Annotated in this window: 16 protein-coding genes; 15 read left to right on the top strand and 1 reads right to left on the bottom strand. The window is 63.1% G+C overall.

Translation table 11 applies throughout. The annotated features are described in order from the left end of the window. The first annotated feature begins 6 nt into the window (after window positions 1-6). The 8 genes from truD to HNQ40_RS05630 all read left to right on the top strand — a co-directional run bounded on the left by truD (window position 7) and on the right by HNQ40_RS05630 (window position 7,581). A complete protein-coding gene (gene truD, locus HNQ40_RS05595; protein WP_184676895.1) occupies window positions 7-1,275 on the top strand; it encodes a tRNA pseudouridine(13) synthase TruD in 1,269 nt (422 codons plus the stop codon). Between the two features lie 180 nt (window positions 1,276-1,455). Next, a complete protein-coding gene (efp, locus tag HNQ40_RS05600; RefSeq protein WP_184676896.1) occupies window positions 1,456-2,016 on the top strand; it encodes an elongation factor P in 561 nt (186 codons plus the stop codon). Between the two features lie 15 nt (window positions 2,017-2,031). Next, window positions 2,032-2,949, top strand: coding sequence for an ADP-ribosylglycohydrolase family protein (locus tag HNQ40_RS05605; RefSeq protein WP_184676897.1), 918 nt, complete (start codon window positions 2,032-2,034; stop codon window positions 2,947-2,949). Between the two features lie 72 nt (window positions 2,950-3,021). After that, window positions 3,022-4,065, top strand: a complete 1,044-nt coding sequence (locus HNQ40_RS05610; protein ID WP_184676898.1) for an NAD(P)/FAD-dependent oxidoreductase — start codon at window positions 3,022-3,024, stop codon at window positions 4,063-4,065. A 45-nt stretch (window positions 4,066-4,110) separates the two neighbouring features. Continuing rightward, the gene (locus HNQ40_RS05615; RefSeq protein WP_184676899.1) at window positions 4,111-4,887 is read left to right on the top strand and encodes a class I SAM-dependent methyltransferase; all 777 of its coding nucleotides are present in this window, start codon (window positions 4,111-4,113) and stop codon (window positions 4,885-4,887) included. 383 nt (window positions 4,888-5,270) lie between these two features. Then, a complete protein-coding gene (locus HNQ40_RS05620; RefSeq protein WP_184676900.1) occupies window positions 5,271-6,038 on the top strand; it encodes a helix-turn-helix domain-containing protein in 768 nt (255 codons plus the stop codon). Between the two features lie 132 nt (window positions 6,039-6,170). Then, a complete protein-coding gene (locus HNQ40_RS05625) occupies window positions 6,171-6,575 on the top strand; it encodes a MarR family winged helix-turn-helix transcriptional regulator (protein ID WP_184676901.1) in 405 nt (134 codons plus the stop codon). Between the two features lie 97 nt (window positions 6,576-6,672). Continuing rightward, complete coding sequence (locus HNQ40_RS05630) at window positions 6,673-7,581, top strand: alpha/beta fold hydrolase (RefSeq protein WP_184676902.1); 909 nt, start codon at window positions 6,673-6,675, stop codon at window positions 7,579-7,581. A gap of 122 nt (window positions 7,582-7,703) precedes the next feature. Here the strand turns inward: HNQ40_RS05630 and arsS are convergent, their stop codons facing one another. After that, entirely contained in the window at window positions 7,704-8,714 is a 1,011-nt protein-coding gene (arsS, locus tag HNQ40_RS05635; protein ID WP_184676903.1) for an arsenosugar biosynthesis radical SAM (seleno)protein ArsS, read from the bottom strand. Between the two features lie 172 nt (window positions 8,715-8,886). Between arsS and HNQ40_RS05640 the strand changes: the two genes are divergently transcribed. The 7 genes from HNQ40_RS05640 (at window position 8,887) to HNQ40_RS05670 (ending at window position 15,457) form a co-directional block, all read left to right on the top strand. Next, window positions 8,887-9,744 carry a DUF547 domain-containing protein gene (locus tag HNQ40_RS05640; protein WP_184676904.1) on the top strand — a complete coding sequence of 286 codons (858 nt, stop codon included), beginning with the start codon at window positions 8,887-8,889 and terminating at the stop codon, window positions 9,742-9,744. A 77-nt stretch (window positions 9,745-9,821) separates the two neighbouring features. Beyond that, window positions 9,822-10,583, top strand: coding sequence for a TIGR04283 family arsenosugar biosynthesis glycosyltransferase (locus tag HNQ40_RS05645; RefSeq protein WP_184676905.1), 762 nt, complete (start codon window positions 9,822-9,824; stop codon window positions 10,581-10,583). 59 nt (window positions 10,584-10,642) lie between these two features. Further along, on the top strand, window positions 10,643-11,512 hold the full coding sequence (locus HNQ40_RS05650; protein ID WP_184676906.1) for an aldo/keto reductase: 870 nt from the start codon (window positions 10,643-10,645) through the stop codon (window positions 11,510-11,512). Between the two features lie 101 nt (window positions 11,513-11,613). Then, window positions 11,614-13,170 (top strand): glycine--tRNA ligase, encoded by a 1,557-nt coding sequence (locus HNQ40_RS05655; protein WP_221435393.1) that lies wholly within the window; start codon window positions 11,614-11,616, stop codon window positions 13,168-13,170. A gap of 121 nt (window positions 13,171-13,291) precedes the next feature. After that, window positions 13,292-14,011 (top strand): CPBP family intramembrane glutamic endopeptidase, encoded by a 720-nt coding sequence (locus HNQ40_RS05660; RefSeq protein ID WP_184676907.1) that lies wholly within the window; start codon window positions 13,292-13,294, stop codon window positions 14,009-14,011. Beyond that, window positions 14,008-14,382 (top strand): nucleotide pyrophosphohydrolase, encoded by a 375-nt coding sequence (locus HNQ40_RS05665; RefSeq protein WP_184676908.1) that lies wholly within the window; start codon window positions 14,008-14,010, stop codon window positions 14,380-14,382. Before HNQ40_RS05660 ends, HNQ40_RS05665 begins: the two co-directional genes overlap by 4 nt. Window positions 14,383-14,491: 109 nt before the next feature. Then, window positions 14,492-15,457: a hypothetical protein gene (locus tag HNQ40_RS05670; protein WP_221435394.1), complete on the top strand. Its 966-nt coding sequence runs from the start codon at window positions 14,492-14,494 to the stop codon at window positions 15,455-15,457. The last annotated feature ends 785 nt before the right edge of the window (window positions 15,458-16,242 follow it).

A 16,242-nucleotide genomic window follows, 5' to 3' on the forward strand; every position in this document is an offset into this window, starting at 1 on the left:
GACGCCATGCCAGAGATCGACGAACTCACCTACCTGACTGCCGACCTCCCCGGCACCGGCGGGACGCTCAAGCAGCGGCCCGAGGATTTTCTCGTCGATGAGCAGCCACTTTACGAGCCCTGCGGCGAAGGGGAACACCTCTACCTTTTCATCGAGAAGAAGCAGGCGACGACGCAGGACCTGATCCGACGCGTCGCCAAGGCTTTCCGCGTGAAGCGGTCGGATGTGGGCTATGCCGGGCAGAAGGACAAGCACGCGGTGACCCGGCAGCACCTGTCGATCTACCGCCCGGGGACCTCGGCCGAGGAAGACCACGAGTGTTTGGAGCGGTTCAAGGAGTACCCCTACGCCCAGGTCATCTGGGCCGACCGCCACACCAACAAGCTCCGGCGGGGTCACCACGGCGGGAACCGTTTTGTCATCAAACTCCGCGAAGTCGATCCCACCGCGGTGATCAAGGCCAAGCCGATTCTCGAACGCCTCGCCGCGGAGGGCTTCCCGAACTACCTCGGCGAGCAACGCTTCGGCTACCGGAATAACTCGCACCTCCTGGGCAAGCACCTGCTGCGCGGCGAGTGGCAGGCCTTCCTCGACGAGATGCTCGGCAAGCCGTTGCCCACCGAAAGCGACGCCGTCCAACAGGCGCGCACCGCGTACGAAGCGGGCGACTACGACCTCGCGCTCGAGCACATGCCCAAGTCGCTGCGCGGCGACCGGCAGGCCCTCGATGCACTGCGTCAACACAAGACGCCCGAGAAGGCGGTCAACATGATCGACCGCACACAGCGTGACTTCCTGGTGACCGCCGCGCAGTCGGCCATCTTCAACGCGGTCATCGACCGACGGCTCCGCGACGGCACCCTGTCGAAACTCCTCCCCGGCGACCTGGCGTGGAAACACGACAACCGGTCCTGCTTCACGGTGGATGCCGAGACCGCCGAATTGGAGAACGGCCCCGACGGCCGAGTCGCCAGCCTCGAAGTCTCGCCCTCCGGCCCGTTCTGGGGACCGGGCATGACCCAAACAACAGGCGACGTCCTCGCCGCCGAACGCGCCGCCCTGGAAGACATGGGCATGGCTGAAGACGACTTCGCCAACCAACGCCACCTCTCCACCGACGGCACCCGCCGCCCCCTCCGCGAACGCCTACTCGACCCGGAATACTCCAGCGGTGTCGACGAGCACGGGCCGTACCTGCGCCTGGCCTTCACCCTGGGGCGTGGGGCATTCGCCACCATGGTGGTGCGTGAGATCACGAAGGGGGTAGGGAGGTAGAGAGGTAGGAAATCGTATTTCCGTCGAATCAACCCGCGCTAAGCCGCAAGCGGCTTATCACTATCGCTTGCGTCCCCCCTACTCCCTACTGCCTACCTCCCTACTGCCTTCCCCCGCGCCGCTCGACAATCAAGCGTTCCTCCGGCACAATGTTCCGCCCGACACCCCCGGAGTCCCCCCATGAAAGCCAACGAAATCCGCCCCGGACAGGTCCTCAACATCGACGGCACCGCCTACCTCGTCACCAAGACCGAAAACGTCAAGCCCGGCAAGGGCGGCGCCTTCGTCCAGACCAAGCTCAAGTCCATCAAGCACGGCAACGTCACCGAGAAACGCTTCCGCACCGCCGACGACGTCGACGGCACCACCCTCGACCGCCGCGACGTCGAATACCTCTACTCCGACGGCAGCGGCGCGATCTTCATGGACTCGGAAACCTACGACCAGTTCACCATCCCCGAAGACATCCTCGGCGACACCCTGCTGTTCATCAAACCCAACGAATCCATCAAGGGCTTGTTCCTCGAAGGCAACTGCATCACCGTCGAGCTACCCCTGGCGGTCGAGCTGGAGATCACCGAAACCGAGCCGGGCATCAAGAACGCCACTGCAACTAACGTCATGAAGGAAGCCGTGTGCGAGACCGGCCTGAAGGTCCGCGTCCCCCCCTTCATCAAAGAAGGCGAAGTCGTCCGCATCAACACCGAAACCCGCGAGTACCTCAACCGCGTCTCGGGCTAAGAGAAGGGCCGGGCCATGACCGAAGACCGATACCTGGGTTGTCTCGTTGGCCATGCGGTCGGCGATGCCACAGGTGCCCCGGTCGAAGGCTTGGATGCGCGGCTGATTTATTCGCAGTTTGGGCGCGCCATCGAGTACGTCGCCAACCCACCGGTTGAAACGCTCTGCTACACCGATGACACCCAGATGTCGATCGGCGTGGCAGAAGTCTTAGTGGAATTTGGCCACATCGACGAAGACGCACTCGCCACCACGTTCGGAAACAACTACGACCCCGATCGAGGCTATGGCCAAGGCGCTCGCCGATTGCTTCATGCCATCCGAGACGGAGAAGATTGGCGCGAATTTGCTCGCACGCTGTTCCCGGGCGGGTCCTACGGCAACGGTGCCGCCATGCGAGTCGCCCCGGTGGCCTTGAGATTCGCCGATGATCCAGAACGCATGATGCAAGAGGCCTCCGCCTCGGCACGAGCCACGCACACCCACGAAATAGCAATCGACAGTGCCAGGTTAATGGCCGCTGCGGTGAGGTACGCCCTCCGGGCAACCTCGCTCGATCCACAGGCGTTTCTGGAGCACCTTCGAGACCTTGCAACGACCGACGAGTTCCAGTGGCAGCTCAATACGGCTTGCAAGCTTCCATTAGAAGATTCCTACGTCATGTTCGGTACCGGCCTCGAAGCGCATCGCTCGGTCACCACCGCCCTGATGTGTTTCGCGATGAATCCTGAATCCTATCCCGACACTATCGCCACGGCGATCGGGCGCGGAGGTGATACCGATACCATCGCGGCCATGGCCGGGGGGATCAGCGGGGCGTACTTAGGTCTCGACGCGGTGCCGCAAGAACTCCGGCATCGCTTTGAGCGTCAAGCCAAGGACCTCGAATACATCAGCACTCTAGCTCGTAAGTTGTATTCAGCCTCGCAGTAAACCATTCGCAAAACCAATCCGCACAGTTTGGGTTTCGATTGAATCGCCCCGCAGCGCGGGTATGCTCAGGATATGAGTAACGCCTTACCCACCCTGATCGTCGGCGCGGGGATCGCCGGGATGACCGCTGCCCACAAGCTCGCCGAGTCGGGGCAAAAAGTGACCGTGTTGGACAAGGGCCGACGGCCCGGCGGACGGATGTCCACCCGCGTCTCACGCAGCGGACCCGTGTTTGATCAGGGCGCGCAGTATCTCACCGCACGCAGCGTCACCTTCGAGCAGGAGGTCGCCCGCTGGATCGAATTAGGCGTCGCCGCGGAATGGGACGGCCGATTCGTGGACCTCCAGGAAGGCGAAGCGCCCACCGACACCAAACGCGTCGCCAAGCGCTACGTCGGCACGCCGGGCATGGCCTCGATCGTCGGCCACCTTTGCGAAAACGCCGCCGATGTCGACGCCATCGACGGCCCGCACTTCGGCGTCCGGGTCACCCAACTCCAGAAGACCGACACCGGCTGGAACGCCACCGACGAAGACGGCAAGACCCAAGGCCCATTCGGAAAAGTCGTCCTCACCCTTCCCGCGCCGCAGGCACGCGAACTGCTGACCGAACCCGCCCCCGAGTTGGCCGACACGCTGGGCGACGCGACTGTCTCCGCGACGTGGACGCTTATGCTCGCCTTCGGGAAGCCCCTCGAGCTCTGGCAGCCGTTCGACGCGGCGTTCGTCGAAGACCCCAACAACGAGCTGTCCATCTTCGCCAACGTCTCGACCAAGCCCGGCCGGCCCAGCGTAGAAGAGGCGGGCGAATGCTGGGTTGCCCACGGCCGATCCGACTGGTCCGAAGCCCACCTCGAAGATTCCCCCGAATCCGTCGCCGTCGCGCTCACCGCGGCCTTCGGCCGAGCGATCGGGCGCACCCTGCCCACCCCCACCTACGCCGCGGTCCACCGCTGGCGCTACGCCAACGTCGTCGAACCGCTAGGCGATCGCTGGCTCCTCGACGAAAAGCTCGGCCTGGGCGTGTGCGGCGACGCCTGCACCGCGGGCAGCCACACCAACATCGAACGGGCGTGGCTCAGCGCGTTGGGTTTGGCTGAGCACCTGGTGGGATAAACCGTCTCGCTGACGGGATCGGATGGCACGTGATAGAGTTCGGCCATGGCCGAATCGAATCCTTCTGCTACGCCCCGCCTCTACGACGACCTCGCCTGGCTGTGGCCGCACCTCTCGCCGCCGGAGCACTACGTGACCGAAGCGGCTCGGCTCAACGAGCTGATCGCAAAGCGTTTGGGGCCGGGGCCGAAGCGTATCCTCGAACTCGGCGCGGGCGGCGGGCACACACTGGTGCACCTCGCTCAACAAGCCGGCGGTCAACACGACTGTGCCGCGGTGGATCTGTCCGAGCCGATGCTCGATAACTGTCGGGCGCTGATCCCCGGGATCGAAGCGGTGGCGGGCGATATGCGGGACGTTCGGCTAGGCCGAACGTTTGATGTGGTGCTCATCCACGACGCGATCGACTACCTGCTCACGCCGGGCGATGTGATGAAGACGCTGGCGACGGTGAATGAACACCTTGTGGCGGGCGGGTTGGCGGTGATCGCACCGACCTACACCCACGAGACGTTTGTCGATGGCGAGGTCGCAGACGACGGCACGACCACCGACTCGGCCGAGTTGACGTATTTCACGTATGTCCACGACCCCGACCCGGCGGACGACACGTTCGAGATGATCCTGTTGTATCTCATCCGCGATCAAACAACCCGGCAGGTCGAAACCGTCGAAGACCGCCACGCGATGGGGCTGTTCCAACACGGGGTCTGGCTGCAGATGATCGAAGACGCGGGGTTGCGGGCCGAGTACGTCGAGCAGGGCGAAGAAGACGCCGAGGACGAGGCGGCCTGGGCACTGTTTGTCGGCACCAAGCCGTAGCCGCCCTTCCCAGGCGAGAGCTGAGCCGCAGCGTCTCCGGGCGATCCCCAAAGAAAAACGCCGATCGGAAGAGCTTCCGTGCTCTTGCGATCGGCGGACCCGGACATCCTTGTCTCCGGGGCGAAAATTCCACGATGCCTGATGCCCGTCCGTGAGCGGCGACGTGGAGAGAGCGAATCCTTTCGCTCACATGGCCCATAACTTACGCTTCATTTGAGAAGAGTCAAGGCTAATATCAATTTTTTATCGAATTTTATGTTCCGTTAATCTAAATCGAGCTCAAAACTCGAATTTATCGGAAATTAATTCGATCCAATGCGGATGGATTTTGATATTGCCGATGATAACGCCTCGAATTGGTAATATCTATCGAGGAATATTCGATGATCGAAGCAACCGCCCAACCCGACCAACTCCGCGTTTCCCGTGGCGAAGCCCTCCGCAAAGCCCGGAAGGCCGCGGCGCTATCTGCGGAACGGCTGGCGGAGTTCGTCAACGAACGAACCTCGGGCAGCGCGATCACCAAGCACGCGATCTACTCCTATGAACAGGGCAAGGTCCTGCTCTCTCGCGAGGTCGGCCACCGCATCGCACAAGCCCTGCAGCTCCACCCCGGGCAGCTCCTGCTCGGCGACCCGGACTACCGAAGCACGGCCGAGGGGAACATCCAAACGATTGAATCCGATTCAGCGGTGGACCACGCCGCGGCCGTGGAACCCGGCGTTGCGGTCGAGCTGCGTGTTGAGCTGGTCGTGGGGGCTCAGCAAGCCCTGCCCGCCTCCCAGGTGCTCGCCCGCTTGCTCGGGGCGGCCAAGCTCGGCCGGGTCGATATCGCCGGCCACCTCGATGTCTTCCACCTCCTGCTCGAAGACACCGCCCCGCTGCTAGACTCCCCCGCCGCCCTCGCGGTCCGCGACTTCGGCGACCAAGCGGGTAACGAGCACCCCTTCGCCCTGCTTCAAGTAATCGAGCAGCTTCAGGACGTCGTCGCCAAAACGCTCGAACAACTCATCGACCCCCACGCCGACACCGCCCTCTCGCGTCACCGCCTGTGTATGGAACAGTCGCGGACGCTCGGCCAACTCGCCCAGACCCTGGCTGGCGAAATCGACGCCTGCAACAAGCGCCTCCCCGGTGTGAGCCTGGACTAGCAGCCCATCAAGCCCCGGTCCGCATCGCCCCCCATCTCTCAGGGCCGGGCTCAAACAAAAAATCTGAGATTCTTTTCCCACGCGGAAATAAAAGCACTACAATGTTTGTATGTACATACATAAGGAGCTTTGATGTTTGACCGCTGCGTGTATTTCAACCTCACCACCCTCACCCGCAAGATCACACGGATCTGGCAGGATGAGTTTGGCCGGCTGGGCCTTTCGCCGTCTCACGGCTACCTGCTCAAAGCCCTCAGCGACACCCCAGGAGCCACCCAAAAAGACCTCAGTGCCGCCATGGAGCTCGATGCGTCCACCATCACCCGCTTCATCGATGCGCTGTCCCGGCAGGGCCTGATCGAAAAATCCCGGGCCGGCAAAGGCGCTCAAACCCGGATCACCCCTGCCGGGCGCGACGCGGTCGAGCGTGTCGAACAGCTGATGGACAACCTCTACCTGCAGATGCAGGGCACCTTCGGCAAAGCCGAACTCGAATCCTTCGTGGGCGGCCTCAGGCAAGCCCGGAACAATTTCTAGCCGCCCCATTCCTTAACCCCGGAGCCTTCACATGGACACCAATAACTATCGCCACCCGTTCTCAAAATATTTTTTGTTATCTCTATTTATCATTATTATGCAAACAACTTCAATCACTCCCGCTTCGGCCGACCACCACACCGTTCGTTACGCCACCGAAAAGGTCAACGGGCTCGACATCTTCTACCGCGAGGCCGGAGATCCTTCGAAGCAAGCCGTCGTCCTGCTCCACGGCTTCCCCCACTCCTCGCACCAATACCGCGAAGTCCTCGCCGCGCTCGGCGACGAGTTCTACCTCATCGCCCCCGACTACCCCGGCTTCGGCGACAGCAGCTTCCCCGCTCCCCGGACGGAGTTCGACTACACCTTCGACAACCTCGCCGACGTTATTGATCAATTCCTCATCCAAAGAGGCGTCACGGATTATGTCCTGATGATCCAGGACTACGGCGCTCCCGTCGGCTTCCGCATCGCCACCCGCCACCCCGAAAAAGTGAAGGGCTTCGTCGTGATGAACGGCAACGCCTACGAAGAGGGCATCTCGCCCGAGGGCTGGGCCCCGATCATGAAGTACTGGGAAAACCCCGGCGATCCCGAAATCGAAGCACAGATCATCGCCAACGTCTTCAGCGACGAAGGCCTGAGGTGGCAGTACACCCACGGCACCCGCAACCCCGACGGAATCAACCCCGACAACTGGAACCTCGACATCGCCAAGTTCGCCCGCCCCGGCCAACACCGCGCCCAGCTCGACCTGTTCTTCGACTACCAGAACAACATCAAGCTCTACCCACAGTGGCAGCAGTACCTCCGCGACAACCAGCCGCCCGTGTTGCTGGTCTGGGGCAAAAACGACGCGTTCTTCCCCGTCCCCGGGGCCGAGGGCTATAAGCGGGATGTGAAGAATATCGACTACCACATCCTGGACACCGGCCACTTCGCCCTGGAAGAGGAAGCCGAATTCATCACCAACAAGATGCGGTCGTTTCTGCGTGGACTGGACTAAGAAGACAGTCTCCAGCCGCCCGAACGAAACTCGCTTAACGAAAAACCCCGCCGAGGTCGGCGGGGTTTTTCTTTGTTCAGCTAAGCATCAGACGCTTGTGGTGGGATCGGCGGGTCACCCGATCAGGCCAACGAGCCGGTGCAGCTCGAGCCCGAGCCGGCGGTGCAGCCGTAGCAGTGGTCTGCCGTGGCGATGACACGGTCGGCGAGCTCCTCGGCGGTGGTGTCCCAGAGGAACTTGTCATCGTAGCCGGGGGTGTCCATGTCGAGGGCGCGGTTGAAGTCGCAGTCGCTGAGTCGGCCCTGCGAGTCGATGTGGATCTGGTGCCGACACATCAGGCCTTCGATGGTGTCGGCGTTGTACGCGCCGACGAGCAGGTCCATATAGCTCTCGAGCTTGCCGGCTTTTTCGAGGTCGCGCCGCCAACGCTTGATGGGCATGTTGGTGATCGTCCACAGCTGGGTGAACTCGATGCCGAAGCGTTCGCGGAGTTCGCGTTTGTAGTCGCCTTCGAGGGCTTCCTGGGGCGGGGGCAGGCCCGGGCCGCCGGGGTTGTAGACGAGGTTGAGCGGGAGCTCGGGGTCTTTGCCGTAGCCCACGTCGTTGAGCAGCAAGAGGCCCTCGACGCTGGCGTCGTAGCTGCCCCGGCCGCGCTGCTTGTCGACGTTGTCCTGCAGGTAGCAAGGCAGCGACGCGGTCACGATGACCTTGTGCTCCGCCAGGAAGCCGGGCACCCAGCGATAGGTCGCACTTTCGTACTTGCGAGTGTCGGTGTAGGTCAGGATGGTCGGGTTGCAGCGGTCGATGACGTCCATGCCCAGGCTGCGGGCGTGGCGGACGATGTCTTTAAAGTTCGGGTTCATCTCCGGCGAGCCGCCGGTGATGTCCACGGTCTGGATGGTGAGGTTGTCGCTGAGCCACTGCATGACACGCTCCGCGGTCGCGGCGGTCATGTTCTCGGTCTCAGCGATCCGAGCGGGCGAGGAATCGACGTGGCAGTGGTTGCACGCGAGGTTGCAGCGCAGGCCGATGTTGATCTGGAGCGTGGTGATCTTCGCCGCGGCCCGCAGCTCGGTCTCGAAATGGCGATGAAACGCCTGCTCTTCAACGACGGGGAGCGAGAGGCTAGTCATTCGTCATTCACACCTTTGCGTCTTTGCCCAAACAAAACAGATCGGTCCAGTGTACAAAACCCTGTGCGTGGGCCGAAATATTCCAACTTTCGGCCCCATTCGTGAAAATAATAGGCGTGCCCCGCGGGTTCACCCCGCGTCACGGTCCCCGCCGCCCCTCCCCGGAAACACCATGCCCAAGCCCACCGCGATCGTCGCCCTGCTCACCGTCGTTGCCACCCTGCTGAGCGTGGGCTGCGGCTCGGCCCCGAGCGTGCCGAAGGAAGTCGCCCTCGAGACCTACGACGACGCCCCGTACGCGGCGGTACTCTCGGCCGTGGTCCGCGATGGGCTGGTGGACTACCGGGCGTTCAACACGCTCGACGACCAAGCCCTCCAGGACCCCGCCACCGCCTACGACAGCCTCGACGGCCAGCTCGACCGCTACCTCGACGCCATCGCCCGCTTCGGCCCCGAGTCGACACCCGAGCTGTTCCCCACCGAGGACGATCAGCTCGCCTACTACCTCAACGCCTACAACGCGATCATGATCCGGCTCTGGCTGGACAACGGCGCCCGCACCGCCTCCCCCAACGCCCAGGTCCAGTGGCTGACGTGGTTCACGGTCAATCAGTGGACAATCGATCAGCGCACGATGTCGCTGGACTTCCTCGAACAGCGGCTGATCCGCCCCCGCTTCAAGGAAGCCCGCATCCACGGAGCGCTGATCTGCGGCGCGATCGACTGCCCGCCGCTGCTGGATGAGCCCTACACCGGCGACCGCCTCGACGAGCAGCTCGACGGGATTATGGTCGCCTGGCTCAACACGCCCGAAGAAAACGCCATCGAGTTCCATGACAACGGCAAGATCTACCTCGCCGCGATCTTCGGCTGGTACCGCGACGACTTCCGCGAGACCGGCGGCCTCACCGCGATGATCGAGCAATACCTCGACGACAGCAACCCCCGCAAAGCCGAGGTTTTGGCCGCCCTGGAAAACAAGCAGATCAAGTTCCAAGGCTACGACTGGACCATCAACCAAGCCAAGTGAGTCCATCTCCCTCTGCTCAACTTTAGCCCCGGGTCACTGACCCGGGGCCGCCGCGGCCACCCGTTACCATGTCACTCATGCGGATCGCCGTCGTCATCCCGACGCTCAACGAATCGGCCAACATCGCCGAGGTGATCCGCAGCCTCGCGCCCGGCGAGCCCGACCTGGTCGTCGTCGCCGACTGCGACTCGGTCGACGACACCGCCGACCTCGCCCGAGCCGAGAGAGCGCATGTCATCACCAACGCGGGCCTGCGCGGCCGGGGGGCAGCGCTCCAGGCCGGGGCCACGTTTGCCGCGTCACACCTGCCCGGCGCCGAGGCGATCTGGTTCCTCCATGGCGACACCCTCGCCCCCGCCGACTGGCGCCGCGCCATCGAAGCCGTGCTCGCCGACTCGGCCGTGGTCGGCGGCGCGTTCACCCAACGCTTCAGTTTCACGCCGCCGCCCGGCGAAACCCCGCCGAGCTGGGTGCAGCGCCGGCTCCTGCGTTTTGTCATCTTCTGCAACCGCACCCGCTACCGCATCACCGGCATCTACTTCGGCGACCAGGGCATCTTCGTCCGCCCCGATGCATTAGCTAACGCGGGCGGCGTCCCGCAGTCGCCGCTGATGGAAGACATCGACCTCTGCCTTGCGCTCAAGCGTCTGGGAAAGCTCCGCGTGAGCCCGGTCAAACTCTCGACCAGCCCCCGACGTTTCCTCAAGCACGGCGTCATCCGCCAACTCCTCCACGACTGGCTCCTGCTCACCACCCACCGCCTGGGGCTGCGCCCGTCTTCGCTCTACGCCAAGTACAACGCCGACAACGAAAAACAAAACGCCGCATCCCCCGTTTAGCCGACGATCGCAGATCGAGGCTCGGCCATGCATCAACACCTCTCCCGTAAACTAAACCCATGCTCTACCGCTCTCTGCCCAACACCGACGTCTCCCTCTCCATCATCGGCTTCGGCGGGGTCGTCCTGTCACGTCGCCCCCAAGACGAATGCGACGCCGAGGTCGCCCACGCGATCGATCGCGGCATCACCTACTTCGACGTCGCCCCACAGTACGCCAACGCCCAGGAGCTGATGGGCCCCGCGCTCAAGCCTTTCCGCAAGAACGTGTTTCTCGCCTGCAAGACCCTCGAGCGCAAGGCCCAGGACGCCGCCCGCGAGCTCGACGATTCGCTGACCAAGCTATGCACCGACCACTTCGATCTGTACCAACTGCACTCGCTCAAGTCGGCCGAGGATGCCCACGCCGCGCTCGGCCCCGGCGGGGCAATCGAGACGCTACTCCAAGCCCGCGAGCAAGGCAAGGTCCGCTTCCTCGGCGCGAGCTGCCACGATGAGGAGGCCGCCCTGATCGCCGCCCGGTCGGGCCACTTCACCACGATCATGCTCCCGCTGAACTTCGCGTCCTACGAGATCGCCAACTTCGGCCCCCGCCTCGTCGCCGAGGCCGCCGAGCACGGCGTCAGCCTCATCGCCCTCAAGGCCACCGCCAAGGGCAAGCTCCGCGACGGCTGGGAGAATCGGCCATACGACAAGTGCTGGTACGAGCCGGCCGACACCCCCGAGCTCGCCGCCCTGCACCTGCGATTTGCCTTGAATCTACCGAGCGTCGTCGCCACGCTCCCGCCCGGCGAACCCTCGCTGTTTCGTATGTGCCTCGACCAGGTCGACGCGGGCCTGCCCCCGCTGACCGCGGCCGAGCTCGAGCAATTGGCCGATTTCTACGCCCAGCCCGCCACAGATCCCTTGTTCCCCCAGGACCCGGATTAACCCCCCACTCACCGCGGTTTTCCCGACATTGCTAAACTGCTCGGCCCCCTAAACCCCGGCCGCGGTATACCAAACGTTGGCCCCAACCCCGGAAGTGTCCGATGTCCGAAACCCAAGCCCCCCTCGACCCCGCCAGCAAATCCATGGACGAGCTCGTCGCGCTCTGCAAGCGTCGCGGCTTCGTCTACCCCGCCTCCGAGATCTACGGCGGCCTCAATGGCTTCTGGGACTACGGCCCGCTCGGCACCGCGCTCAAAAACAACATCCGCGACCACTGGTGGAAACACATGGTCGAGTGCCCGCCCATCGGCCCCGACGGCAACCCCGTCTCCATCGTCGGCCTCGACTCGTCCATCATCCAAAACCCCAAAACCTGGGAAGCCTCCGGCCACGTCGGCGGGTTCAGCGACCCCATGGTCGACTGCACCGAAACCAAAAAACGCTACCGCGCCGACCAAGTCGAAGTCTTGATCGTCGAAGGCAAGGGCAAGTGGGCGTTCATGGAGAACCAGCCCGACACCATCGCCAAGAAACTCAAGAAGGCCGGCGTCGCACTCGACGACGGCGAGCGCAAGCTCCTCACCGATCTCGACCTCTCGGAATACGCCACCATCGTTGCCCCCGACACCGACAAGCCCGGCACACTCACCGAGCCGCGCGAGTTCAACCTGATGTTCGACACCACCGTCGGTGCCATCAAGTCCGAAGACAACAAGGCCTACCTCCGCCCCGAGACCGCCCAGGGCATCTTCCTCAACTACAAAAACGTCGTCGACACCATGCGGGTCAAGATGCCCTTCGGCATCGCCCAGATCGGCAAGTCGTTCCGCAACGAAGTCACCCCCCGCAACTTCATCTTCCGCTCCCGCGAGTTCGAGCAGATGGAGATGGAGTGGTTCTGCGCCCCGGATGAAGCCCTGCAGTGGTACGACTTCTGGAAGCACGAACGCATGCGTTGGTGGAAGACGCTGGGCATCGAAGAGTCGAACCTCATCTTCCGCGACCACGACGACGACGAGCTGGCCCACTACTCCAACGCCTGCGTCGACGTCGAATACAAGTACCCCTTCACCGCCCCCGGCTACGGCGAACTCGAGGGCGTCGCCCACCGCGGCTGCTTCGACCTCACCCAGCACCAGACCCACTCCAAGACCAAGATGGAGTACTTCGATCAGCCCCGCCAGCTCGCCGCCAAGGAAGAAGGCAAGAGCAAGGAAGAGATCAACGAAGTCAGCAAGTACATCCCCAACGTCATCGAGCCGGCCTCCGGCCTGACACGGGCCGTGCTCGTGCTGCTCTGCGAGGCGTTCACGCCGGACGAGTCGCGGGCCTCGAAGGTGTACATGAAGTTCAAGCCCAAGTTCGCCCCGGTGAAGGCCGGCATCTTCCCCCTGGTGAACAAAGACGGCATGCCCGAGAAAGCGCTGTCGCTCTACATGGAACTCCGCGAGAAGTTCACCTGCGAATACGACGCCAAGCAGTCCATCGGTAAGCGTTACGCCCGCATGGACGAGATCGGCACGCCCTTCTGCTTCACCGTGGATGGCGACACCGCAACCGACGACTCGGTCACCGTCCGCCACCGCGACACCCAGGAGCAGGAACGCGTGAACATCAGCCAGGTCGAATCGTTCCTGGCTGAGAAGCTGGCGGACTGAGTTTGGAACCGCAGATCAACGCGGATGAACGCAGATAAATTCCTGCCGGCTTGGTTTTGACGCCAAGCCTGATATCCGCGTTAATCAGCGTTGATCTGCGGTTTCAATTAAGAGGTTTTCCATGTCGCGTTCCCGTGCTGCCCTCCTCGCTCTACTTTTTATCGCGCCGATCCAGCTCGTCGGTACAACGACGGCGATGGTGCTGTTCCCCGACGCAACCTGGGCGAAGGTCGGTTTCGGGATCGCCAAGGTGCTGATGATGTTGGCCCCGTTGGCGTGGCTGATCAAGGTCGAGAAGGTCAAGCCGCGCATCCCGAAGTGGGAGAAGTTTCCGTTCGGGTCGGGGATGCTGTGGGCGCACGCGACCGGGGTGCTGATCTTCGTGATCATTGCCGGGGCGTACTACGGGTTTGGCAAGAGCTGGATCGACACGGGCCCGATGCTGGAGAAGGTGCAGCAGATGGGGTTGGACAACCTCTGGCTGTACCTGGCCGGGGCGTTGTACTGGTGCACGATCAACTCGCTGCTGGAGGAATACTTCTGGCGGTGGTTCATCTTCAGCCGGCTGCGTGACGTCCTCCCGGCGACCAAGGCCGGCATCACCGCGGCGATCGTGATCTGCGGCTTGCTGTTCACGGCCCACCACGTCGTCGCGCTCAAGGTCTACTTCGATTGGAACATCACCCTGCTCGGCTCGCTGGGCTGTTTCATCGGCGGCGTCACGTGGTCCATCCTCTACCTCAAAACCAAAAACATCTACACCGCTTACGTCAGCCACGTCTACCCCGACCTGATCATCTTCTACATCGGCTGGGAGTTGATCTTCCGGAGCGCATCATGACCCACCCTTCTTCGGAAGCCAGGACCGACGACGACGCCACACTCGCGGACCTCAAAGCGGCGATGGAAGCCTTTGTCGCCGAGCGGAATTGGGAGGCGTATCACCAGCCCAAGAACCTCGCGGGATCGATCGCGATCGAGGCGGCGGAGTTGATGGAGTTGTTCCAGTGGGACCCCGTGCAACAGCCCCCCAAAATCATCGGCGACGAGGCGAAGATGCAGCGCATCCGCGAAGAACTGTCAGATGTGTTGGCCTACACGCTGGCGATGGCGAACCGGCTGGACATCGATCTGTCCTCGGCGTTTACCGCGAAGATGGTGATGAACCGGGAGAAATACCCGGTGGGGTCCGAAGATTTCAAGAAGGGTTAGAGGGCTTGGTGGCCGCGGCTCCCCGGCCATTGACCCGGGGCTAAAGCGGGGGAATCGCGCGCTATCATGTGGGGAAGATCAACTCTCTCATGGAGCAATTGCGATGTCGATGCGAACGATGACGGCGGCGGTGTTGAGTCTCACTCTGACCTCGACGAGTGCGGCTGCGGGCGACGGGCCGTGGACGCCGCAGACCTACGGCAGCGACTTCAGCCAGACCTGGCACGACGGCAACGCGGAGATGGCGACCTACAACCTGACCTATCCGCGCTACGGCGAGCTGCGCACCGGCACCGCTGTGGCCATCACGGTCACCGAGCCGTTCAACCCCGACAAACGCGTCAAGTCCGACACCGGCGGCGAGGGCACGCACAACGTCATCAAGCTCAACCTCGTCGAAGACTTCCAGACCGGCCTCTACGACTACAACCTCATGACCAGCGTCTTCGTCGCCACCTCCACGGTCAACGGCCTGCCCGCTGGATCACCAACGAAAGTCAGCTTCTCCAGCCAGGAGTGGTGCGGACACGTTTACCAGCAAGCCCTGTTCAGCCAGCACAAGACCCGCAGCCCCGGCGTGCGTCAGTCGGTCCACAGCTACTTCGAGACTGAAGCAGACCAACAGATCACCATGAGCTACCCCGTCGGCGGGATCGCCGAGGATGCGCTGATCATGTGGGCTCGCGGACTGGCGGGGCCTTCGATTGGGCCGGGCGAGTCGATCGATGCGCCGGTCTATCGTTCGATGGCGCTGCAGCGCTTGCTCCACGTCCCCGGGAAATGGGAAGACGCCACGTTGTCCCGGCAATCGGAACCCGAAACCGTTTCGACCCCCGCGGGCAACTTCGAATGCGAGGTCTTCACCGCCGAGGTCGCCGGGGTACGTACCTACACGTTCTACATCGATCGGGCCGAGGACGGCGACCGCCGACTGGTCAAGCTCGCCCGCAGCGACGGGTACGCGATGGAACTCACCGCCGTGGAACGCATGCCCTACTGGCAACTCAACCGCAACGCCGACGAGAAGAAGCTCAAGGAGATCGGGCTGGAGCGTCGCGGCGAAGGGACGATGTAGTCCGTTCGTAAAAAAGCACGACCCGGCATCTAGGATGTCGGGCCGCACTCGATCAGGGGCGGGAGAAATTGTGGTCTCGTCCAAGCGGAGTTAGGACCTGGTCGAGACGGTTCTGGATTCGGGTCTCTTGATGCCCCGCGGGTGTGGGCCGCGGGTTTGAGTTCTGCCGACTCCTGATCTGGGGTTTGACGTTGGCATCCGTTTCAGAGGGCCCAACCCTCCTTGGGCCCGCTGAGCGGGATGTTGTTCGTCGGGAATCTCTCGGGGTTCCGGTTTCGGGCGGCGGGGCGACGTGGCCGAGCCTCTTCGTTGGGTGGCCGGGTTCTCAGGTCCGGCGGTCTCTTTTCACCGTTTCGGGCGACGGGAAGAGCTATCACAACGGCCGTGCCAATCACGAAATTCGGGTAACATTTTTTATAAACCCTTGTTTCACAACAAAATTTTCTCGATCACGAGAGTTTCGGGCCCCGGTCCGTCTGTAGCGGCTGTGGTGTTCTCGCAACAGGTCGATGTTGCGTGTTGCAACCGGGAAACAGCCAAAGCGTCGCGCCCGGGACCATTCCGCGGCCACGAAGCCTCGCCGCGAGCTCCGCGACGCGCAGTGTCGGAATTTTGAAAAATGTCCTGAACGGGGGCTTGTGTCTGGCGAGGACGGGTGTAATCTGTCGCGCGCCGTGTGGCGGTTACCCCCACGCCCACGGCCGAGACCCCGCAGTGCCCCCCCAACCCTCGACAACCCCGAACCCCGCCGCCGGACCCCCGGCCCATGGCGGCAGACCCGGGCG

Source organism: Algisphaera agarilytica (assembly GCF_014207595.1).
Classification (GTDB): Bacteria; Planctomycetota; Phycisphaerae; order Phycisphaerales; family Phycisphaeraceae; genus Algisphaera; species Algisphaera agarilytica.

Coding starts and splice junctions, on each gene's coding strand:
- HNQ40_RS05660 (WP_184676907.1), top strand. CDS start 13,292: ATGTCGCGTTCCCGTGCTGCCCTCCTCGCTCTACTTTTTATCGCGCCG.
- truD (WP_184676895.1), top strand. CDS start 7: ATGCCAGAGATCGACGAACTCACCTACCTGACTGCCGACCTCCCCGGC.
- efp (WP_184676896.1), top strand. CDS start 1,456: ATGAAAGCCAACGAAATCCGCCCCGGACAGGTCCTCAACATCGACGGC.
- HNQ40_RS05670 (WP_221435394.1), top strand. CDS start 14,492: ATGCGAACGATGACGGCGGCGGTGTTGAGTCTCACTCTGACCTCGACG.
- HNQ40_RS05630 (WP_184676902.1), top strand. CDS start 6,673: ATGCAAACAACTTCAATCACTCCCGCTTCGGCCGACCACCACACCGTT.
- HNQ40_RS05655 (WP_221435393.1), top strand. CDS start 11,614: ATGTCCGAAACCCAAGCCCCCCTCGACCCCGCCAGCAAATCCATGGAC.
- HNQ40_RS05640 (WP_184676904.1), top strand. CDS start 8,887: ATGCCCAAGCCCACCGCGATCGTCGCCCTGCTCACCGTCGTTGCCACC.
- HNQ40_RS05610 (WP_184676898.1), top strand. CDS start 3,022: ATGAGTAACGCCTTACCCACCCTGATCGTCGGCGCGGGGATCGCCGGG.
- HNQ40_RS05645 (WP_184676905.1), top strand. CDS start 9,822: ATGCGGATCGCCGTCGTCATCCCGACGCTCAACGAATCGGCCAACATC.
- HNQ40_RS05625 (WP_184676901.1), top strand. CDS start 6,171: ATGTTTGACCGCTGCGTGTATTTCAACCTCACCACCCTCACCCGCAAG.
- HNQ40_RS05650 (WP_184676906.1), top strand. CDS start 10,643: ATGCTCTACCGCTCTCTGCCCAACACCGACGTCTCCCTCTCCATCATC.
- arsS (WP_184676903.1), bottom strand. CDS start 8,714: ATGACTAGCCTCTCGCTCCCCGTCGTTGAAGAGCAGGCGTTTCATCGC.
- HNQ40_RS05615 (WP_184676899.1), top strand. CDS start 4,111: ATGGCCGAATCGAATCCTTCTGCTACGCCCCGCCTCTACGACGACCTC.
- HNQ40_RS05620 (WP_184676900.1), top strand. CDS start 5,271: ATGATCGAAGCAACCGCCCAACCCGACCAACTCCGCGTTTCCCGTGGC.
- HNQ40_RS05605 (WP_184676897.1), top strand. CDS start 2,032: ATGACCGAAGACCGATACCTGGGTTGTCTCGTTGGCCATGCGGTCGGC.
- HNQ40_RS05665 (WP_184676908.1), top strand. CDS start 14,008: ATGACCCACCCTTCTTCGGAAGCCAGGACCGACGACGACGCCACACTC.